This window comes from Rhizobium viscosum, assembly GCF_014873945.1.
Lineage (GTDB): Bacteria > Pseudomonadota > Alphaproteobacteria > Rhizobiales > Rhizobiaceae > Rhizobium > Rhizobium viscosum.
This window is the reverse complement of record NZ_JADBEC010000002.1, coordinates 892774-918133: the sequence shown is the minus strand read 5'-3', so window position 1 is coordinate 918133 and position 25360 is coordinate 892774. Positions and strand designations below refer to the sequence as shown.

Below are 25360 nucleotides of genomic sequence, written 5' to 3'. Positions count from 1 at the left end.
CCTTAGTGCTTGACTGCGCCTTCCGTGAGGGCGCGTACGAAGTAGCGTTGAAGAACGAGGAACAGGACCACGACGGGCACGCTCATCATGAAGCTTGCCGCCATCAGGCCCGGAAAGTCCGTCGTGTTTTCCGAGAAGAAGCGCTGAATGCCGACCGGCAGAGTCAATTGCTCGTTCTTGGAGAGGAAGGTGTAGGCGTAGATGTACTCGTTCCACGCGCCGATGAAGGAATAGATTGCCGTGGCGATGATGCCCGGCGCCGAGAGCGGCATCACGATCAGGACAAAAGCCTGAAACCGCGTTGCTCCATCGATGCGTGCGGCCTGCTCGAGCTGCACCGGAATGTTGTCGTAGAAACCCTTGAGGAGCCAGATTGCCAGCGGCAGGCCGAACGTGAGGTAGGTGAGGACGAGCGACCCGTGCGTGTTCACCAGTCCGATCGCGCGCATCAGGATGAAGAGCGGCACGAGAAAGATCACTGCCGGGAACATGTTGCGAAGCAGGACAGCGAAGAAGAGAAAGTTCCGGCCGGGAAAGGTGAAGCGCGAAAACGCGTAGGCCGCAGGAACTGCCACGATGACCGAAAGGATGGTCGTGGTAGTCGAGACGAAAAGGCTGTTCCAGAAGAAGCGCAGGAAGTCCTGGCCGACGCTGTTTTGCGGGTCGAGCAGCTTCTGATAACTGGCGAGCGTGGGTTGGTCCGGCCACAATTGCGGCGGGAATTGCATGGCCGCAAAGCCGGACTTAATCGACGTGCTCAGCATCCAGACCATCGGTAACGCGGTGTAAAGCAGCATGAAAACAAGGAAGATGCGTCCGCCCCACCGCCATCCGTCGATGCGCATACTGCGACGTGCCTGGCCTCGATGAGCTGTTTCGGCAATCGCACTCATTCGCTCCCGTCCTTCCGTTCGTTGCCGGTCAGCGCGCGGACGTAGAAGTAGCCGAGCGACATCAGGATCAGGAACAGCAGCACCGAATAGGCCGATGCCACCCCCCAGCGCTGGCGGCCGAAGGCGAGTTCATAGATGTGGGTGATCCAGATATGCGATGCGTTCGACGGGCCGCCGCCGGTCATGATCCAGGGGATGATGAAAGAATTGAAGTTGGCCACTGCCAAGAGAAGGATCGTCACCGTCGAGACGTTTCTCAGGTGTGGAAAGGTGACGTGCCAGAACCGCTGCCATGCATTGGCTCCGTCGACTTTTGCAGCGCGCAGCAGCTGGTCGGGAACGGTCTGCAGGCCAGCCATCATCATGATCATCGCAAACGGAAACTCTCGCCAGATATTGACGACGATCAGCGAGGGCAGCACCGTGCTGACGCTGTCGATGAAATTCGGCGGCCGGTCCGCCCATCCGAGGCCGACCAGCACTGCGCCAATGATCCCGAAGTCAGAATGATAGATCCACTTCCAGATATAGGACGCGGCGACTGCGCTGATGACCCAGGGAATGATCAGGATGGCGCGCAGGATGCCACGGCCGAGAAAGTCGCGATGAAGCGCGAGCGCGCAGGCAAACCCCAGGACAAATGAGATGAATGTGGATCCGATTGTCCAGATAAGTGTGTTCGAAGTTACACGCCAGAACACCGGACTTGTTAGGATGGCGACGTAGTTGTCGAAGCCTACGAAAATCTTGTCCCGGAGCTGCAGGCCGGGCGGTGTATTAAAGAAAGAAAGCTCGATCGTGTAGTAGATAGGGTAGGCTATGACGATGAGCATCACCGCGATCGCAGGAAGCACATACGCGTAGTCAGAGCGATGCTCCCAAATCTTCCGCAGCACGCCGGACCTATCGGGTTGCAGTCTTCGGCGCGCCTCGGCCTTGCCAGTCAAGATCGTCACTATGCCTGCCCTCGTTCTTCGGAAGAAACCGGCTGCGGTCTCGGCGCAGCCGGTCAGATCGTGGTCAGGCTTGGACTAGAGTCCGCCGTCCATCAGGCCTTTTACCTTCTTGGCTGCATCATCCGCTGCCTGGTCGACGGTCATGGCTCCTGTTAGGGCATTCTGCAGCATGTCCGGGACGATGATGTTCATGATCTCGGGGGACTGTGGGAGTGCCGGGAACGGGATGCCGTATGGCAGCATCGAGGTCGTGACATCAAGGAACTTGATGCTGTCAAGACGTTCCTTCATCCATTTGGTCTTGAAGCCATTAAGGTTGCCTGGGTTCGAGCCGGCATAGGCCATCTTCAGCGACCATTCGGGGCTTGTCCACATGCAGACCATAGCCTTTGCAGCCGGCTCGTCCACCTTGCCGCCTTCGACATATTCGGGCTTCAGGATATGAATGTTGGAGCCGCCGAACACGACGGCACGCTTGCCATCGGGACCAGTCGGAATAAGGCCGTAGCGCATGTTGTCGATGACGGTCTGCGCTTTTTCCTTGTCGCTGCCCGTCGTCTTCTTCTGCAGGTCGAGCATGACATTATAGTCGGACGGGTGCGAGATCATCATGCCGAGCTGGCCAGCCAGGAAGAGGGGCTGGTTATCGGCCTGCTGATTGGTCAGCGCTGAAACCGGAACCGACTTGTCGCGAACATACATATCGTACGAGGCTTGCAGTGCAGCCTTGCTCTGCGAACTATTGAGCTCAACTTCCTTATAGGCCGGGTTCGCGGTGGCCTCGTCAAAGACGCCGCCGCCATAGGCCCACAACTGCGGCATGAAACGATACGGCGTATTGCCCGCATTCTTGCGTGCCACGAGGCCGTAACCCGAAATGCCGAGCTTGTCGTGGATCTGCTTGGAATATTTGACAACATCGTCCCAGGTTGCCGGAGCCTTGTCCGGATCGAGGCCTGCACGCTTGAAGACATCGGCGTTCCAGATGAACGCCATCGTCTCGTTGTTGGTTGGGATGCCGTAGGTCACGCCCTCCCAGGTTACAGCCTTCATTGCGCCGGGCCAGAAATCGTCGGTCGAATAGCCTACATCCTCCGGTTTGAGTGGCTCCAGATAGCCCTTTGCGGCGAACTCGGTGCCACCAAGGATTTGCAGGCGGACCGCCATGGGCGCTGCATTACCAAGGAGCGCGGTCCGGAACTTGTCCAGAAGGTCATTATAGGTGAGGGCTTGTTCCTCAAGCTGGATGTTCGGATAGGTCTTGCGGAAGGTCTCGAAGAAGTCCTTGTAATACTGCCGCAGGAGGTCGGGGTCGCCCTCGAACACGCCCTGATACCAGAAAGTCAGTCGCCCCTTGTAGTCGAGCGGAGTGACCTTGGAGCAATCGCCGGCCGTGTCGAAATCCTGTGTGCCGGCGATGGAGCGCACGTATTCCGGCGACCACTTGCTCAGGTCGACCGGCGCACCCAGCGCAGACACTGATGTCAACGATATCATCAAGGCAGTCGAGACAGTGCCGTGCAGGACAGCACGGCCGAGTGAAATCCTCGTCATAGGTAACCTCCCAGGTTTTCTCCCATGCCGCTCTGCGTCAAGGCGAGCGGTCTTTGCTCCCCGGCCGCGAGATTTTCCCTAATGTATCCCTTCGGCCTGATCATACGTTTTCAGATCAGCGATTGCCTGTCAATGACAGAAATCGTACATTGTTTTGGGAAGTATTGCGTGATATTTGGGAAATCTGTGTATTTATTGGGGACAATCTTGGCCGAAACGAGCGATTTTAAAGCGCAGCCACCCGAAGGCATCGACGCTATCGGGGCCTCCAGCGAAGGCGCTTCGCTTTTTCAACTGATCAGGGATGACATCATCGAAGGGCGGCTTGCTGCCAACGAGCGGCTTGTTGTCACCGATCTCGCCCGGCGTCACGGCACCTCGACCAACCCTGTGCGCGAGGCTTTGCAACTGTTGCGCGGGGAGGGCTTTGTCACCTTCGTTCCCAACCGCGGAGCGCGCGTGAGGCCCATAGATCAGGACTTCGTTCGGGACATCTATGAGATCGGGGTCTTGATCGAGCCGGCACTGACGAAATGGTTCGTGAATATGGCCACCGTCGAGGACATCGCTGAACTCGAGCGCATCCAGGACCTGATTGAAGAGAACAACTTCGCCGACCCGTTCAGGCACAGCGAGCTGGACACCGCCTTTCACACCGTCATGTACCAGAAGCACTATAACCGCCATGCCGCCGAGCTTTGGTGGAAGCATCGCGAAGTATTGCGCGCCGTAAGTCGTCGTTTCGACTTCACGCTCGCCCGGCGTGCCGCGATCCTGAGCGAGCATCGCGAGCTCATCGCCCACGTAAAAGCGGGACATGCGAACGAGGCAGCCGAACTCATTGCACGCCATGTCGAGGGCTCCGGCCGGCACATCCTCGAACACATGCGTGCGCGTAATGCCGCTCGGGCAGGATAGAATCCATAACCCTTGATATCGTTATCCCGACCACTTCAGTTAAAGGCAGTTGAGATGAAAATCACCAGCGTTCGGCCGTGGCTTATCAAATCCGATGCTTCTTATTGGGGAGAGTTCCTGTTCGTCGAAGTGACGACCGACGACGGGGTGAGCGGCTGGGGCGAGATCACCACCACGACAAGGCTCGCCAATCGCGCCCTCTGCACGATCCTGCGGCAGATCGGTGCCGCTATTGCCGGCGAAGACCCGGCGCGGATCGAGTATCTGTGGCACAAGATATTCCGCAGCTTCACCTACATGGGCAGTCGCGGTGCGGCAGTCGAATGTATAAGCGCCATCGACATCGCCCTCTGGGACATCCGCGGCAAAGTTCTTGGTAAGCCGATTTATGAGCTCTTGGGCGGACCGGTACGCGATGAAATTTCGCTCTACACCCATCCCGACCAGCGCAAGTTTACCAGCAAGGAGGCTGTGGTCCGGGAAATTCGAGACATCGTCGAGTCCGGCCACACCGCGCTCAAGTTCGATCCTTTTCCCCACCAGGGCCGCACCGCCGGCGGACAGGCTCGCGAGCAGCGGGATGGCTATCTCGATGGCAGCATGACCCGCAAGGACGAGCGAGAAGCTGCCGAACTTACGGCTCTGATCCGCGAGACGGCGGGGCCTGACATCGACATCCTCATCGATGCCCACGGCCGTTTCGACGTTCCGACCGCCATTCGCCTTTGCCGGAGCCTCGAGGAAGCCTGTCAGATCGACTGGTTCGAGGAACCCTGCCCACCGGAGAGCCTAAACGCCCTCAAGCAGGTTCGTGAGAAGGTCAGCGCAGCTATCTCGTGGGGCGAGCGCGGCCACACGAAGTGGGATTTCGTGCCGGTGCTCGAAAACAAGCTTGCCGACTACATCATGCCGGATGTCACCTGGACCGGCGGCATCACCGAACTCAAGAAGATTTCCGCCCTCTGCGAAGCCTACTACATCCCGGTCTCGCCGCATGACGCCGCAGGGCCGATCAACGTGGTTGCGGGAGCGCAAGTGATGATGACCGTTCCCAATTTCTACAAGCTCGAAACGTCGGAGTGGAACCTGGGCAAATACGATCACCTCATCGATAGACCACTCGACGTTTCGAACGGCAGCCTCAAGCTTACACTGAGGCCTGGTCTCGGCGTCGAAATGAACCGCGACTACCTTCAAAGCCACGAGATAGAGCTGGATTAGCCAGCAACGCTCTATGCCGCCCACCGTGTGCGGTGACGTACCCTCCCGACCAAACGAGGATAAACCATGCTAGAGGCAGATGGAGCCGACGAGGCGCTCAATCGGGTAAACACGCATTCCAAGCCGTCCGAACTTCGCATCACCGACATGCGGGTAGCCGAGATTGTCGGAGCGCCGTTCACCTCAGCGCTGCTCAAGATCTACACCAACCAGGGCATTGTCGGGCTTGGCGAGGTGCGCGACGGCGCCAGCGCCACCTACGCGCTGATGCTGAAGAGCCGGTTGCTCGGCGAAAACCCATGCGACATTGACCGCCTGTTTCGCCGCATCAAGCAGTTCGGCGGGCACGGCCGGCAGGGCGGCGGCGTCTCGGCGGTCGAGATCGCGTTGTGGGATCTTGCCGGTAAGGCCTATGGCGTGCCGATCTACCAGATGCTCGGCGGCCGATTTCGGGAGAAGGTGCGCGTCTATTGCGATACCGATGCCACCGTGCCGAGCGGTACGGCGACCGGCAAGCGCCTCAAGGAGCGAATGGAACTCGGCTTTACCTTTCTCAAGATGGATTTGGGGCTGATGCAGATCGCGGATGTGCCCGGCGCCGTCGTTTTTCCTGCCGGCTCACTCGAAGGCTACCGCGACAGTCCCGGTCGTGGGCCGCTGAAGACGATGGAAGAGCGGCGCTTGCGCAACGCAGCGTACGATCTGCACAATGTCCAGCACCCGTTTACCGGCCTCCACTTTTCAGACAAGGGCCTCGACCTGCTTGAGCAATACATTGCCGAGGTCCGCGAGGTGATCGGTATGGAGGTTCCGCTCGCCATAGACCATATCGGCCATATCTCCATGCAGAACGGCATTCGCCTTGCCAGGAGAATTGAGAAATACGTGCCGGCCTGGCTCGAGGATGTGATCCCCTGGCAGTACGCCGAGCAATACCGACACCTGCAGGACTCCACCACGGTACCGATCTGCACCGGCGAGGATATATATCTCAAGGAGGGCTTTGAGCCTTTGCTGAAGAGTGGCGGCGTCTCCGTCATTCACCCGGATCTGCTCACCAGCGGCGGCATCCTCGAGACCAAGAAGATCGGCGATATGGCGCAGGACCATGGCGTCGCCATGGCCATCCACATGGCAGAAAGTCCAATCGCCGCAATGGCTGCCGCACATGTCGCGACGGCGACCGAAAACTTCATGGCGCTCGAATACCACTCTGCAGATGTCGACTGGTGGGACGATATCGTCACCGGCCTTCCTAAGCCGCTCGTCAAGGACGGCTTCATCACTGTTCCGGACAAACCGGGCTTGGGGATCGACGACGTCGTCGACGAGGTGATCTCGCAGCATCTGCAGGCGGGCGTCACCGGCATCTGGCAACCTACCGATCATTGGGACGACGAGTACTCCTGGGATCGAACCTGGAGCTGAGCCGAAAAGGACCGAAGATGAAGATCACCGATCTCCGCTGTGCTGTCATCGGCAAACACCCGATCGTCCGCATCGTAACCGACGAGGGCCTCTATGGCTTGGGTGAAGTCGAGTTCACCAAGTCCTACCTCAAGCCCTGGGTACTGCATTTCCGTGAGGCGCTGATCGGCGAGGACCCGACCGACGTCGAGCGAGTCATGCTGAAGATCCGCCAACGCGGCTCTTTCAAGCCGTACGGCGCGGCGGTGAGCGCTATCGAGCATGCGCTTTGGGATATTGCCGGCAAGGCCGCGGGCGTGCCCGTCTATAAGCTCCTCGGCGGCAAGGTGCGCGACAAGGTGCGCGTCTACAACGGCTCGATCCGCCAGAAACGCACGGGCGACCGGCCGGAGGATTACGCCGCTGACGTCAAATGGATGATGGAGCAGCCGCAGAACTTCTTCATGATCAAGCAAGGAATCTCGTTCCACTCCAACATGAAGGACACGATCGAGGACTTCCATTACGGCGTGACGCAGAAGAAGGCCGGCTATCACGGTGCCATGGATCAGGGCGTGATCAGCGAGCGTGGGTTCAATCACATGCTCGACTGCGTGATCGCGATGAAGGAGGTACTGGGCGACAAGGTCAGCCTGGCGCTCGACTGTGGCCCCGGCTGGATGCTGCCCGACGCGATCAAGTTCGCTCGCGCGGTTGAGAAATACAATCTGATGTGGCTCGAGGATATGCTGACCGGCGACTATGTGCCTTGGGTCAATCCGCAGGCCTATCGTGAGCTGACAACCTCCACCTCGACGCCAATCCATACTGGCGAGCAGATCTACCTGCGGCACAATTTCAAAGAACTGATCGAGACGCAGGCGGTACGCGTCATCGGCCCCGATCCAGCCGATATTGGCGGCATTGCCGAGCTCAAATGGGTCGCCGAGCACGCTTACATGCATTCAATCCTGATGGCACCGCACGGCACGGCCAACGGCCTGCTAGGCCTCGGCGCGTTGATCAATGTCTGCGCCACCTTGCCCGCAAATTACGTCGCATTCGAATATCCAAGCGCCTCCGACCCTTGGTGGGAGGATCTGGTCATTGGCTTGCCGCCTCAGATCGTGAAGGACAGCATGGTGGACCTACTGGAAGCACCGGGGCTGGGCCTCGATATCGACGCTGGAGCGGCCAGGAAATATCTTAGCGAAGAGGATGCGGGCTTTTTCGACTGATCTCCTTCCGCCTACCGTGCCTATCCTGTGCGCCACGGGTGGTTTATGCGGAAAGCCGCGTCAAGATCGGCAGGTTGTCGTGGAGAGGTCATGGCGTGGCCAAGGTGTCGCTAACGCTACAAGTTGGTCGAAGCCCGTCAAGGCGCTTATCGGAGGAACTTTCCGTCACGAATAAACGAGAGGGCTTGCGTCCACATGACTTTGTTCGACGGAATGAAAGTGTGATTGGCCGCGATTGCGATATGGTCGGTAGCTCCGGCAAGTCGCGTGCTTTCGACGGTCACCTTGCCGTCGTTGGTTATTTGATGGCCAATGATCAATGACGAGACGGGATCGATGGTTCGGGTTCCGGCGATGATGCCCAGTTCGAAATCCACCGGACCGAAAATATGAGCGAACGTGCTTTGATCGGTGACGAGCTGCTGGCCGGCAGGGCCGAACGCTGCTTTATACAGTGGCACCTTTTTCAAGAAATCCGCGACCTGGCTGCCATTATTTGGAGTGCCGACCATCACCACTCGCCCGAGATTTGATGGTCGGTAGTTCTTCAACATGGCCCTGATGACCAATCCACCCATGGAATGCCCTATCAGGTGAAGACGGCCTTCTCTGTTGTTATCAGCCGCTTCTTCGACTTCCTCAGCAACGATCTCTGCCAGTCGTTCGATTGGGTATCGGGTCGAAGGATAGTCAAGGTTGCGAGTAATGTAGCCTTGGGCCTGCAGATGGTTCTCAAACTTGCGCATGGAAGCGCTGGTCCTCCTGATGCCGTGGAGAAGGACAATGGTGTCGGTCATGTCGAGACGGTCTCTTGGTCAAAGGGAAACCAGGCGCTGCTGGGGTACCGGGGCTGCTTCGCCGCCAACGTGAGGGCTTTTGATTGTCTTCCAACTCGATGATGTTGGCAACGTTGGCGTTTTTCTAATCCTGATTGGCAACCACCGGCAATGTGCCCTCGTCCGGAACACGCGCCTCGGTCTGCCTCGCTGCTGACACCAGGCGCCGCTGTGCGCGGATTGCATGCCATTGTTGGTCGATGAGGACGCCAATGAGGATTACACCACCCATGACGGCGAAATTGAGCGACGAGGGGATGCCGAGCAGATTAACGAGGTTCTGCAGCTCCTGGAGCAGGACCGTTCCGAGTACGACGCCGACGATCGATCCTTCGCCACCGCGGAGCGAAAAGCCGCCGAGTACGGCAGCGGCAATCGCGTAGAGTTCATAAAACTGGCCATGGCTCGCCGGCGAGATCGAGCGCGTATACATGGCGAAATAGATTGCCGAAAGCGCCGTCAGCAGCCCGCAGATGACATAGGCCGACATCACCATCCGGCCGGTCCGGATACCGGAATAGCGGGCCGCTTCCTCATTCTTGCCGATCGCGTAGAGATAGCGCCCAAAGATAGAGCGATGCAGTACCACCCACATGACCACGGAAATGATGACGAGCGCGATGAAAGTGTTGGGAACGCCATAAAACCGTCCGGCCGTCAGGAATTCAAGGTCCGGGAAATTCTGACCGAACGCAAACCCCGCCGTTCCGTCGGCCGTATAGAAGCGCGCCGCCCCGCGATAGATAAGGAGACCGCAGAGGGTGACGACGAAGGGTTGCAGGTTCAGCCGGGTGATCAGCAAGCCGTGAATGGCACCTATGGCGGCGCCGAGCATGAGAATGAGCGGTAGCGCAAGCATCCATGGCATATCCTGGACCGCGACGAAATCGACAAACAGCACTCCGAGAAGGGCTACGAGCGAGCCCACGGAAAGTTCGATACCGCCCGTAATGATGACGTAGGCCTGGCCGATCGATAGGATACCGAACAGGCCGATCAGGTTGGCGGTATTCGCCAGGTTGATCGGCAGCAGGAAGCGCGGATTGATGATGGCGACGACGATACCGACGACGACGATGAGAAGCAGCAGTCCAAGATCTTTTTTGACCATGCGAGATCCATCCCGATACCCAATTATATTGTCGCAGCTGCTATTTTACGCCTTTACCGACAGCAAGCAAAAGGACGCTTTCCTGACTGAACTCGTCCTCATCGAGGATGCCGGCGATCTGCCCTTCATGCATGACGGCAATGCGGTCGGAAACGCCGATCACCTCTTCCATGTCGCTGGAGATCATCAGGATCGCAACTCCGGCATCGGCAAGCGCCCGCATAAGTCCGTAGATCTCGTTCTTCGCGCCAATATCGATGCCGCGTGTCGGCTCGTCGAAGATCATCACCTTCGGGCTCATCGACAGCCATTTGGCAAGCACGACCTTTTGCTGGTTACCGCCCGACAGAGTGCCGGTTCGGGTCGAAACGGAGGGGGCCTTGATGCCTAGGCGAATGCGCTGCTTTTCGGCCGCCGCCATCTCCCGATCGGCGGACAGCATGAAGCGGCTGGCGAGCGCGGGAAGGCCGGCAAGGGTTATGTTCTGGGCAATCGGGAAATCAAGAAGTATGCCGTTACGCTTGCGATCCTCCGGGACCAGGAAAATACCGCGAGCAACGGCGTCCCGGGCGGAACGAAGCACGATTTCCTCTCGGTCCTGCACAATAGCTCCGCCGTAACTCCGGTCTATGCCGAAGAGCACCCTTGCGAGCTCGGTGCGGCCCGACCCGACGAGGCCCGCAAGCCCAAGGATTTCTCCATACCGCATTTCAAGATCAACGGGGCGGCCGGGATAGGCCGCGGTGCGCACGCCGCTTGCTTTCAGCGCAACTGATCCCGGTGAGCGCTGCGGCTTTGCCGTACGGGCCGCAAGCTCCCGGCCGATCATCAGCTTGACCATCTGATCGTGACCAATGTCCTTTTTGGCGAGCGTGCCGACAAGGGCACCATCGCGCAGGACTACGACCCGGTCGGCAACGCGCTCAACCTCGTGGAGGCGATGCGAGATGAAAATCACACTGATGCCATCCGCCTTCAGCAGCTTGATGATCTTGAGCAGCCGTTCGGTTTCCGCCAACGGAAGGCTGGACGTTGGTTCGTCGAAGATTACCAGCCTTGCGTTGATGGATAGCGCCTTGGCAATTTCCACCATCTGCTGCTCGGCAAGCGAGAGCGACGCCACTGGCGTGTCGGCGGAAAAATGCGCGCCCACGCGCTTCAGAAGCGGCTTTACCATGTCCCTTAGTCGATCGCGATCGACGAGCCTGAAAGGTCCCGCCTTCAGCGGTTCGCGCCCGAGGAAGATGTTGGCGGCGACATCGAGATTCTCAAAGAGATTGAGTTCCTGATGCACGAAGGCGATGCCGGACGAGATGCTCGATTCCACAGTGAGGTGACGAAGCTCTGTCCCGTCGAGCAGGATCTTTCCCCGGTCGGGGGCAATCACGCCGCCGAGGATCTTCATCAACGTCGATTTTCCGGCCCCGTTTTCGCCGACAAGGCCGATGACCTCGCCTGGCGCGATGTCCATTGAAAGACCCTCGAGCGCAACGACGCCTGGATAGGTCTTGCCAACTTCGGAAAGCGAAAGGAACGGCGTTGAGGGCACGCCCGGTGACGGGATGTCGCTGCTATGATTCATCGCCTGCCCATGACTGCTGGTAATGTCGACGTGTTCAGCGGCAGCGGCGAGGGCCGCCGCCGCTGCGAAGCCGGGCTATTTTCCGGCCATGGCCTTCAGGTTGGCGGCATATTTGTCCACGTCATCCTTGCCGATGATGACCGTGGGGATAATGATCAAGCCATCGGCGGGAACGCCGGACTTGTCGCCCTTGAGGTAGGCGGCCATCAGTTTCATGCCCTGATAGGCCCATTCGAACGGCTGTTGTACGACGGTCGCAGCGATCGTGCCTTCCTTGACGCCGCCGAGTGTAATCGGGTCGTCGTCAAAGCCGACGACGGTGATCTGGCCGAGCTTGCCTGCGTCGCGCAGCGCCTCATAGATGCGCGGCGTGTTGTAGGAATAGAAGCCTACCATGCAGGTCAGATCGGGGCTGGCTACCAGCGCATCCTCAACGTTCTTCTTGGCACGGGTCTGGTCGATGTCGTCCCCGCGAACGTCGACAAGCTCGATCTTGGTGCCCTTGAGCCCCTCCTTCATGCCTTCGATTCGTTCGCGAGCGTTATCGGCACCCAGCAAGCCGACGAAGCCCATGCACTTGCCGCCGTCCGGCATCGCCTTCTTGGCGATTTCGGCGGCCTGCTTGCCGGCATCGACGTTCGAAGAGCCGATGTAGGCGACGCGATTGGTCTTCGGTGCGTCGCTATCAGTGGTGAAGAGAGCCGTCTGCGAGCCAATCTTGTTGAGGCCGTCCGTCTGGGTCTTGGGATCGACCGCGGAAACCATAATCCCCTTGACGCCAGCACTAACGAGATCTTCCATCAGGCGCTGCTGAATGGCGACAGCCGCCTGTTCAGGATACTTCAGCTCCATGGTGTAATCAGGCATTTCGCCCTGCGCCTTCTTCACCCCCGCCTCGGCGGCTTTCCAGAAGTCGGACGCTCCGTTGACGACGAATGCGAGCGTCGGCTTGTCGGCAGCGTGGGACGCAGCCATAGGTGCCACGCTCAGCATCAACCCGGCAAAGAACAAGGCAGCATTCTTGCGTTTCATCTGTTTCATAATACTCCTCCCGAAGGCCGCAATTGCGAGGGCCCGTTCGCGACTTACGGCCGGCCGAATGCGCACCCCCTCCAAGGGCCCGTCGCAAGGCGACGTCTGGCATTGGTACCGATCGTCCTCCGACGGTATACCAGAATCTTAATTAGTAAATAGTAATATTAGTGAGGAGTCGGGCGCAACGCGCGCGGCATTCGCCATTGAAGGCTGAGGCCAAACCGAGCTGACCTTTCAGCGTTTTCCATAACGGAGCATTCGGCGACCGTGTCGCGTGGAGCGACCGGGCCTCATCGACAGTGCTCGGAGTGGGTGTGTCGATGGAAGCCTCCGCACTTCCGGCGATACTCTTTCGAGTTGCGAACCTGATCGGAACATTCGCGCAGAGGGCTATTGCAAAATGCCACCTCTCATAAATTATAGATAAAATAAGTTTCTATCTATTGCGAGGCGACCAGATGATGAACGATGTAGCGCTGCCGGTCAGGGTATTTCAAAGCAATGCGCTGGATGGCGTCCCTATCTCATTGGAGCAGGCCGCAATTATCTATAACTTGCCGTTCAACGATCTTCTTTTCCGTGCTCAGCAAATTCATCGCGCGCACTTTGATCCCAATGCCATTCAGATGAGCAGGCTGCTCTCTATCAAGACCGGTGGCTGTGCCGAGGATTGCGGCTATTGCAGCCAGTCCGCCCACTATCCGACGGGTCTCAAGGCGTCGAAGCTGATGGAAGTCGAACGCGTGCTTGGCGAGGCGCAGAAGGCAAGGGAAGGCGGTGCGACGCGCTACTGCATGGGAGCCGCGTGGCGCAATCCCAAAGAGCGCGACATGGAGGCACTGGTCGCCATGGTCGAGGGCGTAAAGGCGCTCGGGATGGAAACCTGTATGACGCTCGGTATGTTGACGCCGGCGCAATCCGAAAGGCTCGCCGGGGCCGGCCTCGACTACTACAACCATAATGTCGATACGTCCGAGCGCTATTACTCTGAGATCATCACCACGCGCACGTTCGAAGATCGGCTGGAAACGCTCGCCAATGTCCGTGATGCCGGCATCAAGGTCTGCGCTGGCGGCATCCTCGGCATGGGCGAGACAATTGAAGACCGGATTTCGATGCTGGTCACGCTGGCAAACCTGCCTGTGCCTCCGGAAAGCGTGCCGATCAACATGCTGATCCCGATCCCCGGCTCCAAACTCTCCAATGCTGAGCCGGTCGACCCGATCGATTTCGTCCGGATCATTGCGCTCGCCCGTATCCTGATGCCGCGCTCCCATGTCCGCCTGTCGGCCGGCCGCACCGAGATGAGCGATGAAACGCAGGCCCTCTGTTTCTTCGCCGGAGCCAATTCGATTTTCGTCGGCGACACGCTGCTGACGGCCGACAATCCCGGCGAGGATCACGATGCGGCCCTCTTCCGCCGGCTCGGGCTGAAGCCGATGGAACTGGAGCAGTCTCGTTGAGTTCGCCGGCGCTCGCCCGTTATGAGGCCACACTTGCGGGCCTTCAGCGCAAGTCGCGACTGCGCGCGCTCAGCCCGCAGCAAGGCGTGGATTTCACCTCCAACGACTATCTTGGGCTTGCCAATGCCCCCCGCCTGAAGGCAGCGATATCGGCCGCCATCGACAGAGGCGTTCCGGCAGGTGCAGGCGGTTCGCGGCTTTTGCGCGGCAATCACGCCGAGCATGAGGCGCTCGAGGCGGAAGCGGCTGCGTTTTTCGGGGTCGAGAAGGTCCTCTATTTCGGCAGTGGGTTTGCGGCCAATGTGGCGCTCTTCTCGTCGCTGCCGCAGCGCGACGATCTGATCGTCCATGATGCGCTGATCCATGCCAGCGCCCGTGACGGCGTATCGGTCAGCAAGGCGGAGGCGGCTGCCGTGCCGCACAACGACGTCGAGGCTTTCGATCAGGCGATCCGTCGCTGGCGCGGGGTCGGCGGCAAGGGGCATCCGTGGATCGCGGTCGAGAGCCTCTATTCGATGGACGGGGACAAGGCGCCGCTCTTTGAGCTCGCCGGGCTCGCCGACCGGCATGACGGCTTCCTCGTCGTCGACGAAGCGCATGCCACCGGCATATTCGGCCCCGGCGGCCGCGGCCTTGCCTCGGGGCTGGAGAGCCGCGACAACGTTCTGGTGCTGCACACCTGCGGCAAGGCGCTCGGTGTCTCCGGCGCGCTTCTCGGCCTGCCCGCCATCCTCGCCAACTATCTCATCAACCGCGCACGCAATTTCATCTACTCGACCGCCCCGTCGCCGCTGATGGCATCGGGAGTCCGAGAGGCTTTGCGTATGATTGCCGACGAACCTGAGCGGCAGCTGCGGTTGGAGCGCCTCAAAAACTTCGCCGCCGAACAATTGTGCTCCCGGCTCGGCACCAGCCCCAGCGGCTCGCAGATTCTGCCCGTGATGATCGGCGACAATGCCCGTTCGCTGCGGATTGCGGAACGGATGCGGGCCGCAGGTTTCGACATCAGGGCGATTCGGCCACCGACCGTGCCGGAGGGCACCGCGCGGCTCAGGATTTCCATCACACTGAATGTCTACGAAGAGCAGATTGTCGACATGGTCCGGCGGCTGGCCGCTGCGATCGAGGAAGACAGGCCATGACCCGTCGCTTCGTCGTCTCCGGCACCGATACCGGCATCGGCAAGACGGTTTTCGCAGCCGCCCTTGCCGGTGCGTTGGAGGGCTATTATTGGAAGCCCGTGCAGTCCGGGCTCGAGGACGAGACCGACAGCGAGACGGTCGTACGGCTCGGCGGCGTGCCGCGCAGGCGCATCCTGCCGGAAGCCTATCGCCTTGCCACACCTGCCTCGCCGCATCTTTCAGCCCGTTTGGATGGCGTTGCGATCGATCCGGAAAGGCTGGTGCCGCCGATGACAGACCGGCCATTGGTGATCGAGGGGGCGGGCGGGCTGCTCGTGCCGCTCGCCGACGATCTTGTCTTCGCCGACATGTTTGCCCGCTGGCAGGTTCCGGTCATCCTCTGCGCCAGGACATCGCTCGGCACGATCAACCACACGCTGCTGTCACTCGAAGCTCTGAAACATCGCAACATTCCGGTGTTCGGCGTCGTGTTCGTCGGCGATGAGAACCAAGAAACGCAGCGCATCATCGTCAAGATGGGCCGGGTTCGTTCGCTCGGAAGGCTGCCTTGGCTTCAGGCCATCACCGCCGACGGGCTTCGCCAGGCGTTTCGCGGCAATTTCGATCTCGCTTCCTTTGCAGAGGTGTCCGCATGACCCGCTCGGCCATCTGGCACCCCTTTACCCAGCATGCACTCGAACCGCCGATGAAACGCATCGCCTCGACCGAGGGCGCCTATCTGGTCGACGAGGACGGCAACCGCCTTCTCGACGCGATCTCGTCTTGGTGGGTCATCACCCATGGCCATCGGCATCCGGCGATCATGGCGGCAATCCGGGCAGCGACGGAGGCTTATGACCAGATCATTTTCGCCGAATTCTCGCACGCCCCCGCCGAAAGGCTGGCGGAAGGATTGATCGAGATCGCGCCGGCGGGATTGAGCCATGTTTTCTATTCGGACAGCGGTTCGACCTCGGTCGAAGTGGCACTCAAAATGGCGCTCGGTTATTTCCACAACAGGGGAGAGGCGCGCGACCGGATCGTGGTGATCGAGGCGAGCTACCACGGCGATACGATCGGCACGATGTCGACCGGCGAGCGAGGTGTTTTCAACGCCGCCTATGAACCGCTGCTCTTCGGCGTCGACCGGCTTGCCTTCCCGGAACCGGGCCGCGAGCAGCAGACGCTCGACATGTTCGAGGATTTTTGCCGCTCAGGCCGGGTGGCGGCCCTGGTGATCGAGCCTCTGGTCCTCGGGGCGGGCGGTATGAAGATCTATGATGCCGGCACGCTTGCCGGGTTGAAGGAAATCGCCCTGCACCATGGCTGTCTGCTGATCGCCGATGAAGTGATGACCGGTTGGGGCCGGACGGGAACGATGTTCGCCTCGGAGCAGGCCGCCATCACGCCCGATATCCTATGCACATCCAAAGGACTGACAGCCGGCGCCCTGCCGCTTGCAGCAACCCTCTGCACCGGCGACATCTTCGATGCCCACCTCTCCACCGATCGGCGCAAGACCTTCTTCCATTCGAGCTCCTATACCGCCAACCCGGTCGCTTGCGCTGCCGCCGTCGCCAATCTCGACATCTGGCGCAACGAACCGGTCTTTGAACGTATCGAAAATCTCGCGGCACTGCACCGACAGAACCTTCAGCGTTTTGAAGGCGACAAGCGGTTCGCCAATATCCGGCAGTCCGGAACGATCGCGGCGCTTGATCTCGTCGTGCCCGCTGGCGGTTATCTCGCCGAGGCCGGCCCGCGCATGCGGCGGCTGTTTCGCGAGCGCGGTCTGCTGATCCGTCCGCTCGGCAACGTCGTCTACCTGATGCCGCCCTATTGCGTGACGGCAGACGAGATCGGCAGCACTTATGACGCCATAGACGAGGTCGCCTCGATCGTTCTCGGGAGCGCAGGATGATGTCGGGTCGTTCTTCCCGTATGGCCGGTTTCGGGCATGCCGCGCCGGCTCGCTGCGTCGATAATGCCGAGATCGAGGCTCGCCTGGGCCTCGAAACGGGCTGGATCGAGCGGCGAACCGGCATCCGCACGCGCCATTGGGCGGAGGATGGCGAGACGCTGAGCGGCTTGGCCGCCGCGGCCGGACAGATGGCGCTCGACGATGCCGGGATCGCCCGCAACGAGATCGCACTGACGCTGCTTGCGACTTCGACACCGGATCATCTTCTGCCGCCCTCGGCGCCGCTCCTGGCCCACCGGTTGGGTCTTGAAAACTCTGGCGCGATTGATCTCGCCGGCGCCTGTTCGGGCTTTCTCTACGCGCTTACGCTGGCGGACGGTTTCGTCCGCGTGCACGGCCGCACCGTCCTCGTGGTGGCCGCCAATATCCTGAGCCGCCGCATCAATCCTGCCGAGCGGGCAAGCGCCGTCCTCTTTGCGGATGCGGCCGGCGCCGTGGTGCTGGCTCCCTGCACGCATGGGCGAAGCGGCCTCCTCTCCGCCGATCTCGCATCCGATGGCAGCGGCTATGGCCTGATCAACATTCCGGCTGGCGGCAGCAACCGGCCGTTCTCTCCCGAAACCAGTGCCGAGGACTTTCTGATGACGATGCAGGACGGCCGCGAGGTGTTCTCGCGCGCCGTCGCCCTGATGACCGAAACCTCGAAGCGGGCGCTGGAGCAGGCAGGAATTGTCGCGGCCGATATCGACCGGTTCGTTCCGCATCAGGCCAACGCGCGCATGTTCGACGCCGTCTCCGGCAACCTCGGCATCGCGCCCGAAAAAACGATCCGCACGATCGAGAGCTTCGGCAATTCATCTGCCGCGACCATCCCGCTTTCCCTCTCCGTCGCCCATGTGGAGCGGCGGTTTACGGGAGGAGAGACGCTGCTGCTCACCGCCGCCGGCGCCGGTTTGATGGGTGGTGCTGTGGTTTTTGGCACGTGACCAAACCGACAATTCTGAAAGGAATACGCAGTGGAAACGTACGGGGCGGGAGACAGCGTGGCATTCGTGCGACGCACGCAAAACTGAACTGCCCTGGATCGATCACGACGAATGGCTGTCTCGACATATCGGCTATGACGGAACTTGCCAGCAATGATTGCGGATTTCCGGTAGCACTGACAGCCAGCCGGGATAAGGCTTCGGGAATGGTGCCCTATAGGCTTGACGAAGCGCCGTTTCCCACAATAGCCTAGCCCTATTCACCAGGGGGGTCCCGCCAAGGGGCTGAGATACTGCTGAGCGATTGCGCGGCGCAGTGACCCGTTGAACCTGATCCAGTTCATACTGGCGTAGGGACGGTGCAAGCGCTGATGAAACGTGGATTCACGCCAGGAATCCACGTCGGCGTTCTTCCATCATTCCGGCTCGATGACTGGGTCTCCAACGCGAAAACTTTGGAGCCTCACGATGAATATTGCCGCAAAACCGCAATCTCCCGCCGTCACCGCCGGTCCGCTTTCGGCCTCGGAGAAGATCCATATCGAAGGCGCAATCCACCCCAATATCAGGGTGCCGATGCGAGAGATCGCGCTGCATCCAACATCGGGCGAGCCGCCGGTCAGGATCTACGACCCTTCCGGTCCCTATACGGATCCGTCCCATACAGTGGCCATCGAAAGCGGTCTGCCACGTCTGCGCGAAAGCTGGATTGCGGCGCGCGCCGATGTCGAGGCTTATGACGGCCGTATCGTCAGGCCGGAGGATAACGGCTTCGTGTCCGGCGACCGGTTGACGCCAGAATTCCCGGTGCGGAACCGACCGCTGAGGGCGAGGGACGGTAAAGCCGTTACCCAACTCGCCTATGCACGCGCCGGCATTATCACACCGGAAATGGAATTCATTGCCATCCGCGAAAACCTCGGCAGCGAGGTGGCGAAGGACACGCTGAAGCGGGACGGCGAGAGTTTCGGCGCTCATATCCCGGATTACGTCACCCCCGAATTCGTTCGCCGCGAAGTTGCGGAAGGTCGGGCGATCATTCCCGCCAATATCAACCATCCTGAATCCGAACCGATGATCATCGGCCGGAATTTCCTGGTGAAGATCAATGCCAATATCGGTAATTCGGCTGTCACATCATCCATGGCGGAAGAAGTGGAGAAAATGGTCTGGGCGATCCGCTGGGGCGCCGACACGGTCATGGACCTGTCGACCGGCCGTAACATCCACAATATCCGCGAATGGATCATTCGCAATTCGCCGGTGCCGATCGGTACCGTGCCGCTCTACCAGGCACTCGAAAAGGTAAACGGCATTGCCGAGGACCTCACCTGGGAGGTTTATCGCGACACGCTGATTGAACAGGCCGAACAGGGCGTCGATTATTTCACCATCCATGCGGGCGTGCGGCTCGCCTATATCCCGCTGACCGTCAACCGTGTCACCGGCATCGTTTCCCGTGGCGGCTCGATCATGGCCAAGTGGTGTCTTCATCACCACAGGGAGAGTTTTCTCTACGAGCATTTCGAGGAGATCTGCGATATCTGCCGGGCCTACGATGTTTCGCTTTCGCTCGGTGACGGCCTGCGCCCGGGTTCGATCGCCGATGCCAACGATGCGGCCCAGTTCGCGGAGCTGGAAACGCTCGGCGAGTTGACGAAAATCGCCTGGGCGAAGGATTGCCAGGTGATGATCGAGGGCCCTGGCCATGTGCCGATGCACAAGATCAAGGCGAACATGGAAAAGCAGCTCGCGGTCTGCGGCGAGGCGCCCTTCTATACGCTCGGGCCGCTGACCACTGATATCGCACCGGGTTACGACCACATCACATCGGGCATCGGAGCTGCGATGATCGGCTGGTTCGGTACCGCCATGCTCTGCTATGTGACGCCCAAGGAACATCTCGGCCTGCCGGACCGCAACGACGTCAAAGTGGGCGTCATCACCTACAAGATCGCCGCGCATGCCGCCGATCTCGCCAAGGGCCATCCGGCAGCGCAGGTGCGCGATGACGCGCTGTCGCGCGCCCGTTTCGAGTTCCGCTGGGAGGATCAGTTCAATCTCTCGCTCGATCCTGAAACGGCCCGTTCCTTCCACGACGAGACCTTGCCGAAGGAAGCGCACAAGGTGGCGCATTTCTGCTCCATGTGCGGCCCGAAATTCTGCTCGATGCGGATTTCCCACGATATCCGTGCCGAGGCGCAGAAGGAGGGTCTGGAAGCAATGGCCGCCAGATATCGCGATGGCGGAGATCTTTATATGCCGGTCGAGAACCTTCCGGGTAACGCATAATGCCTACGTTTCTCGTCAAAGGGGCCGGCGTTGCCGGCCTCGCGGTGGCCCATGAGCTCGTCAAACGGGGCTTTTCGGTAGAGGTGATCGAGAAGGCCTGCGCGGCGGGGCTTGGCGCCTCCCATTTTGCTGGAGGAATGCTTGCTCCCTATTGCGAACGAGAGGCGGCCGAAGAGGTTGTCCTGACATTGGGCCTGGATGCGGCCCGATGGTGGGAGGAGGCCGTGCCCGGCGAAGTTCATCGCCGCGGTACGCTGGTGGTGGCGCAGCCGCGCGACCTGCCGGATCTCGCCCGGTTTGCCGCGCGCACGACCGGTCATGTCTGGCTCGATGGCAAGGGCGTGAGCGACCTCGAACCCGCACTTGCCGGCCGCTTCGAAAAGGCCCTTTTCTTCGAGCAGGAAGCGCATCTCGATCCACGCCTTGCGCTGACGAGGCTTGGCAACAGTCTCCGCGAACGCGGCGTCGTCTTCCATTTCGGCGCACACCAGCCGCAGGATCGGCAATTTGCCGGCGTGCTCGACTGCACAGGGCCGGCGGCGATATCGCGACTTTCCGGCCTGCGCGGCGTGCGAGGCGAAATGCTCTATCTGGAAACCGCCGATATTACGCTTTCCAGGCCGGTCAGGATGCTGCATCCGCGCCATCCGATCTACATCGTGCCTCGCGACGATCACCGTTTCATGGTCGGGGCGACGATGATCGAGGCGGAGGATGACGGACCGATTACCGCGCGTTCGCTTATGGAGTTCCTGAACGCGGCCTATGCGCTGCATCCGGCGTTCGGCGAGGCGCGCGTCGTGGAGACCGGGACGGGCATACGTCCGGCTTTTGCAGACAACATTCCGCGAGTGATCGAAACGAAGGAGGGGGTCGCGATCGCCGGCATGCACCGCCATGGCTTCCTGCTGGCACCCGCCATGGCTGCGCGGGCCGCCGATATTCTCATGCGAGAGGCATTCGCTTCTGAAAGGCTAAGCTCATGAAACTGATAATCAACGGCGAAACCCAGGTCTGCGAGGCTGCAACCCTTTCCGAGCTTCTTCATGTTCTGGAATACGAGGGCGACTGGCTGGCGACGGCCGTCAACGGCGATCTTGTGCATCGCGAGGACCGCGCCTGCTGCCGGCTCGACGACGGTGACCGCATCGAAATCCTGTCCCCGATGCAGGGAGGCTGACCCATGCTCTCCATTTATGATGCTGAGTTGTCTTCGCGGCTTCTGCTCGGTACCGCGCGTTATCCGTCACCGGCCGTCCTTGCCAAGGCGGTAGGCCGGTCTGGCGCAGGAATCGTCACGGTCTCGCTTCGCCGGGAAACGGCCGGCGGAAAGACGGGTGGCGCCTTCTTCGACCTCATCCGCCAGCTCGCAGTACGCGTCCTGCCCAATACCGCGGGATGTCACAGTGCGTCGGAGGCGATCCTGACCGCCAGGATGGCGCGCGAAGTGTTTGGTACCGACTGGATCAAGCTCGAGGTCATCGGCCATCACGACAGTCTCCAGCCGGATGTGTTCGAACTGGTCGAAGCCGCACGCGTTCTTTGCGCGGAAGGGTTTTGCGTATTTCCCTATACCACGGATGATCTGGTTGTCGGTGAAAAGCTGCTCTCCGTCGGATGCCGGGTCCTGATGCCCTGGTGCGCCCCGATCGGTTCTGCGGCCGGTCCGCGCAATCCTTCCGCGCTCATCGCCATGCGATCCGCTTTTCCGGACGTTCCGTTGATCGTGGATGCGGGGATCGGCAGACCGTCGCATGCGGCAATGGTAATGGAGCTCGGCTATGACGCGGTGCTGCTCAATACGGCGGTCGCGGTCGCAGACGATCCGCCTGCCATGGCCGAGGCGTTCGGTAAGGCGATCGAGGCCGGAAGGCTCGCCTATCTCTCCGGCATGCTGGAGCCGCGCGACATGGCGGTGCCGTCCACTCCGGTTGTCGGGAAGGGCGTGTTCGAATGAGGCTCGATCCCTTCTATCTTATCGTCGGCAGTTGCGAATGGATCGAACGCCTCGTGCCGTTGGGCGTCAAACTTGTGCAACTGCGCGTGAAGGATCGCCCGGACGAGGTCCTGCGCCAAGAAATCCGCCGTTCGAAAGCCGTTTGCGCAGCTGCGAATTGCCAACTGGTTATCAACGACTTCTGGAAACTGGCGATCGACGAGGGATGCGATTTCATCCATCTGGGCCAGGAGGATCTTGTAGAAGCCGACCTTGCTGCCATCCGCCGAGCCGGCCTGAAACTCGGCCTCTCCACCCATGACGAAGCGGAGCTCGAAACGGCTTTGGCCGCAAAGCCTGACTATGTGGCGCTCGGCCCGGTCTATTCCACCACTCTCAAGCAGATGAAATGGGCGCCGCAGGGTCTGGAACGGATCAGGGAGTGGAAAAGGCGCGTCGCACCGCTGCCGCTGGTGGCGATCGGCGGGCTGAATGTCGAAAGGCTGCAATGCGTGCTTGACGCGGGCGCCGACACCGCGGCCGTTGTCACCGACATCACCATGAACATCGATCCCGAAGCGCGGACGCTCGAATGGATCGAACGGACGGCACCGTGGCGTTAGGAGAAGGGCACTACGTCGAGCTGTGCCTCTCGCCAGGAAGCCGTCAGCGCAGTCTCGAAGTTAGAAGGCACTCCAAATCGTGACATCTGCCAAGCTCAGCGATATTCGACTACCGCTGGACGATCACCTGGGTCCCCGGCTGCACCATCTCGTACAGCTCTTCGACGTCTTCGCGATACATCCGAAAGCAACCGCTCGACGCGTTGGTGCCGATAGAGGAGGGGTCGTTGGTGCCGTGTATGCGTAGCAGTCCGTCGGCGAGGTAGATTGCTCGGGTGCCGAGCGGGTTACGGGGACCGGGTCTTACGACCGCCGGAAGCTTCGGATTCTTCTGCCGCATGCTAGCGGTTGGTCGCCATTCGGGATGCTCGCGCTTGGATACAACTCGCGTGGATCCGTACCATTGTTTGCCTTCGCGCCCGACGGCGATCGGGTAGGCAAACTGTTCACCCCATGCCGTCGTGTAGACAAGCGTATGCTCGCGTGTCGCGATCACGATCGTTCCCCGTGCGCTCTGTGTCGACGGTTGCCTGCGCTCACGCGAGGGTTCCTGATACCGAGGCGCTGGCTCGTAGTAAGGGGGAGGTGGCGGATAGGGACTATATGGATCGTCATACCCATAGCCACCGTAATCGTCGTAGCCGTCGTAGGGCCCGTAAACTTGAGCTTGAGCGTTAAAGACCGTCAGCAAAAGGGCCACAGCGAGGAATGCCAGCAATCTCATTTTATGCCATCCGCTTGTTATACCGGCACGATTGCACCGAACTCTGTGGCGGCACTATGGCCGCTAACGCGCAAAAACGCAGGGCCCAGCCGGGTTCACGCAGACTTTGGTTCAATGTGACTTTCATGCCTTTGCCCCTTGCCAATGGTCTGAAGAGCAAACCCCGGGGAGCTTGGCCCTCCGTGTAGAGTTTTGGATCCGACCGGTGAAAATGTGTGACGAGTCCCTGCCCGGTCCTTTCGAGAAGCCTTCCAGTTTTTGCCTCTTAGTGGATTTGAGCCCATGTCGTGAAATATATTTCATTGCGTGAATTATATTGACACGGCCGAGCTTCCAAGGCTAACTGCCATTACCGGGGTTCGAGGAGGAAGTCCGGTTTCACGAACAAGGCGCGATGCGCGCCATCGGCTTTTTGGCAGGGGCTTCGGCCTCGAGGAGGAACTTTGCGCAATTTTCTGGGCACGACAGCGATGGCTGTTTTGGCTGTCGCGACATTGAGCACGGCTGCGTCAGCGGCTGAAACGGAAAATCCGTTTCGCTGCAAGCCGGGAGAGAAATACGTCATGAACGTCATGGTTTCGGGCGTCGAATACTGGTTCCCGGTCTATGAGATGTTCAAGCAGGCCGGCCGACAGCTTGGCTGCGAGACCGCCTATACCGGTACGCCGGAATATGACGTCAACAAGCAGATCGCCACCTTCGATCAGGCGCTCGCGCAAAATCCGGCAGGCATCCTTGTCCATCCGATGAATTCCGACCCCTTCATCGAGCCGATCAACCGCGCCATCGATCAAGGCACGGCGGTGGTCACTTTCGCGGCCGACGCGCCGCTTTCCAAACGCATCTCCTTCATCACCTCGGACAATACGCGTGAAGGCACCTACGCGGCCGACGCGATTGCTGCGAAGCTTGGTGGTAAGGGCGAATATGCCGTTCTGGAAAATCCGGGTCAGGACAATCACGACAAGCGCATCGCGGCTTTCATTGCCCGCATGGAAACAAAATATCCTAGTATGAAGCTCGTCGGACGGGCTGCGTCGAACCAGGATCCAAACAAGGCCTATCAGGGTCTCATGAGCCTTGTGCAGGCGCATCCCAACCTCAATGCCGTGTTCATGCCGGAGGCAAACTCAGCAATCGGGGCAGCCCAGGCCAATAAGGAAAGCGGCGGCAAGATCCTCGTGATGTGCGCGGACGTCAACGCCAACATTCTCGATATGATCAAGGCCGGCGAAGTCTTCGGTTCGATCAATCCGAACCAGGGTATGCAGGGCTATATGGGCTTCATGATGCTGTGGCTTGCCAAGCACCCGGAACTGATCGACCCAATGAACGACGCCAAGCGCTCCGGCTTCAACCCGATGAGCATTCCCTTCGTCGATAACGGCCTGTCGATCGTGACAGCCGCCAATGCCGACGATTTCTATTGGGACAAGTACCTGAAACGCCGCGGTACGAAGGGCATTGAGGAGTAGTCCTGACAAATCGGCTGGCCGGGATGAGGAGATCCCGGGCAGCCGATGCAGGGTAGGGAGGGGAGAGG

General features: G+C 60.1%; 23 protein-coding genes and 1 riboswitch. Of the genes, 15 read left to right on the top strand and 8 right to left on the bottom strand.

Going from position 1 to position 25360, the window contains the following annotated elements:
* Positions 1-2: 2 nt before the first annotated feature.
* The 3 genes from H4W29_RS25065 to H4W29_RS25055 form a co-directional block, all read right to left on the bottom strand.
* A complete protein-coding gene (locus H4W29_RS25065; RefSeq protein WP_192731552.1) occupies positions 3-893 on the bottom strand; it encodes a carbohydrate ABC transporter permease in 891 nt (296 codons plus the stop codon).
* On the bottom strand, positions 890-1849 hold the full coding sequence (locus H4W29_RS25060; RefSeq protein ID WP_192731551.1) for a carbohydrate ABC transporter permease: 960 nt from the start codon (positions 1847-1849) through the stop codon (positions 890-892). The genes H4W29_RS25065 and H4W29_RS25060 overlap by 4 nt, the downstream gene beginning before the upstream one ends.
* A gap of 75 nt (positions 1850-1924) precedes the next feature.
* A complete protein-coding gene (locus H4W29_RS25055; protein WP_192731550.1) occupies positions 1925-3403 on the bottom strand; it encodes an ABC transporter substrate-binding protein in 1479 nt (492 codons plus the stop codon).
* A 207-nt stretch (positions 3404-3610) separates the two neighbouring features.
* On the opposite strand from H4W29_RS25055, the gene H4W29_RS25050 reads away from it, so the two are divergent.
* The 4 genes from H4W29_RS25050 (at position 3611) to H4W29_RS25035 (ending at position 8187) form a co-directional block, all read left to right on the top strand.
* Entirely contained in the window at positions 3611-4321 is a 711-nt protein-coding gene (locus H4W29_RS25050) for a GntR family transcriptional regulator (protein WP_192731549.1), read from the top strand.
* A 54-nt stretch (positions 4322-4375) separates the two neighbouring features.
* Positions 4376-5542 carry a mandelate racemase/muconate lactonizing enzyme family protein gene (locus H4W29_RS25045; protein ID WP_192731548.1) on the top strand — a complete coding sequence of 389 codons (1167 nt, stop codon included), beginning with the start codon at positions 4376-4378 and terminating at the stop codon, positions 5540-5542.
* A 66-nt stretch (positions 5543-5608) separates the two neighbouring features.
* Positions 5609-6970 carry a mandelate racemase/muconate lactonizing enzyme family protein gene (locus H4W29_RS25040; RefSeq protein ID WP_192731547.1) on the top strand — a complete coding sequence of 454 codons (1362 nt, stop codon included), beginning with the start codon at positions 5609-5611 and terminating at the stop codon, positions 6968-6970.
* Between the two features lie 17 nt (positions 6971-6987).
* A complete protein-coding gene (locus H4W29_RS25035; RefSeq protein WP_192731546.1) occupies positions 6988-8187 on the top strand; it encodes a mandelate racemase/muconate lactonizing enzyme family protein in 1200 nt (399 codons plus the stop codon).
* Positions 8188-8333: 146 nt separating this feature from the next.
* Here H4W29_RS25035 and H4W29_RS25030 read toward each other — a convergent pair whose 3' ends face one another.
* The 4 genes from H4W29_RS25030 to H4W29_RS25015 all read right to left on the bottom strand — a co-directional run bounded on the left by H4W29_RS25030 (position 8334) and on the right by H4W29_RS25015 (position 12757).
* Entirely contained in the window at positions 8334-8984 is a 651-nt protein-coding gene (locus tag H4W29_RS25030) for an esterase/lipase family protein (RefSeq protein WP_192731545.1), read from the bottom strand.
* A 124-nt stretch (positions 8985-9108) separates the two neighbouring features.
* Positions 9109-10134, bottom strand: a complete 1026-nt coding sequence (locus H4W29_RS25025; RefSeq protein WP_192731544.1) for an ABC transporter permease — start codon at positions 10132-10134, stop codon at positions 9109-9111.
* A gap of 40 nt (positions 10135-10174) precedes the next feature.
* Positions 10175-11716: a sugar ABC transporter ATP-binding protein gene (locus H4W29_RS25020; protein ID WP_192731543.1), complete on the bottom strand. Its 1542-nt coding sequence runs from the start codon at positions 11714-11716 to the stop codon at positions 10175-10177.
* 75 nt (positions 11717-11791) lie between these two features.
* Positions 11792-12757: a sugar-binding protein gene (locus H4W29_RS25015; protein ID WP_192731542.1), complete on the bottom strand. Its 966-nt coding sequence runs from the start codon at positions 12755-12757 to the stop codon at positions 11792-11794.
* A gap of 452 nt (positions 12758-13209) precedes the next feature.
* On the opposite strand from H4W29_RS25015, the gene bioB reads away from it, so the two are divergent.
* The 10 genes from bioB (at position 13210) to H4W29_RS24965 (ending at position 23093) form a co-directional block, all read left to right on the top strand.
* Positions 13210-14214: a biotin synthase BioB gene (bioB, locus tag H4W29_RS25010; RefSeq protein ID WP_376776590.1), complete on the top strand. Its 1005-nt coding sequence runs from the start codon at positions 13210-13212 to the stop codon at positions 14212-14214.
* On the top strand, positions 14211-15356 hold the full coding sequence (locus H4W29_RS25005) for an 8-amino-7-oxononanoate synthase (RefSeq protein WP_192731541.1): 1146 nt from the start codon (positions 14211-14213) through the stop codon (positions 15354-15356). Before bioB ends, H4W29_RS25005 begins: the two co-directional genes overlap by 4 nt.
* Positions 15353-15991 carry a dethiobiotin synthase gene (gene bioD, locus H4W29_RS25000; protein WP_192731540.1) on the top strand — a complete coding sequence of 213 codons (639 nt, stop codon included), beginning with the start codon at positions 15353-15355 and terminating at the stop codon, positions 15989-15991. Before H4W29_RS25005 ends, bioD begins: the two co-directional genes overlap by 4 nt.
* On the top strand, positions 15988-17256 hold the full coding sequence (locus H4W29_RS24995; RefSeq protein ID WP_192731539.1) for an adenosylmethionine--8-amino-7-oxononanoate transaminase: 1269 nt from the start codon (positions 15988-15990) through the stop codon (positions 17254-17256). Before bioD ends, H4W29_RS24995 begins: the two co-directional genes overlap by 4 nt.
* Positions 17256-18242 (top strand): 3-oxopimeloyl-[acyl-carrier-protein] synthase BioZ, encoded by a 987-nt coding sequence (bioZ, locus tag H4W29_RS24990; protein WP_192732781.1) that lies wholly within the window; start codon positions 17256-17258, stop codon positions 18240-18242. The genes H4W29_RS24995 and bioZ overlap by 1 nt, the downstream gene beginning before the upstream one ends.
* A 255-nt stretch (positions 18243-18497) precedes the next feature.
* Positions 18498-18617, top strand: a riboswitch (TPP riboswitch).
* A 93-nt stretch (positions 18618-18710) separates the two neighbouring features.
* Positions 18711-20534, top strand: a complete 1824-nt coding sequence (thiC, locus tag H4W29_RS24985) for a phosphomethylpyrimidine synthase ThiC (protein WP_192731538.1) — start codon at positions 18711-18713, stop codon at positions 20532-20534.
* Complete coding sequence (gene thiO, locus H4W29_RS24980) at positions 20534-21520, top strand: glycine oxidase ThiO (RefSeq protein ID WP_192731537.1); 987 nt, start codon at positions 20534-20536, stop codon at positions 21518-21520. The genes thiC and thiO overlap by 1 nt, the downstream gene beginning before the upstream one ends.
* A complete protein-coding gene (thiS, locus tag H4W29_RS24975) occupies positions 21517-21714 on the top strand; it encodes a sulfur carrier protein ThiS (RefSeq protein ID WP_192731536.1) in 198 nt (65 codons plus the stop codon). The genes thiO and thiS overlap by 4 nt, the downstream gene beginning before the upstream one ends.
* A 3-nt stretch (positions 21715-21717) precedes the next feature.
* Complete coding sequence (locus H4W29_RS24970; protein ID WP_192731535.1) at positions 21718-22491, top strand: thiazole synthase; 774 nt, start codon at positions 21718-21720, stop codon at positions 22489-22491.
* The gene (locus H4W29_RS24965; RefSeq protein WP_192731534.1) at positions 22488-23093 is read left to right on the top strand and encodes a thiamine phosphate synthase; all 606 of its coding nucleotides are present in this window, start codon (positions 22488-22490) and stop codon (positions 23091-23093) included. Before H4W29_RS24970 ends, H4W29_RS24965 begins: the two co-directional genes overlap by 4 nt.
* A gap of 109 nt (positions 23094-23202) precedes the next feature.
* On the opposite strand, the gene H4W29_RS24960 is transcribed toward H4W29_RS24965, so the two are convergent.
* The gene (locus tag H4W29_RS24960) at positions 23203-23817 is read right to left on the bottom strand and encodes a L,D-transpeptidase (RefSeq protein ID WP_192731533.1); all 615 of its coding nucleotides are present in this window, start codon (positions 23815-23817) and stop codon (positions 23203-23205) included.
* Positions 23818-24260: 443 nt separating this feature from the next.
* Between H4W29_RS24960 and H4W29_RS24955 the strand changes: the two genes are divergently transcribed.
* Positions 24261-25292, top strand: coding sequence for a substrate-binding domain-containing protein (locus tag H4W29_RS24955; RefSeq protein WP_192731532.1), 1032 nt, complete (start codon positions 24261-24263; stop codon positions 25290-25292).
* The last annotated feature ends 68 nt before the right edge of the window (positions 25293-25360 follow it).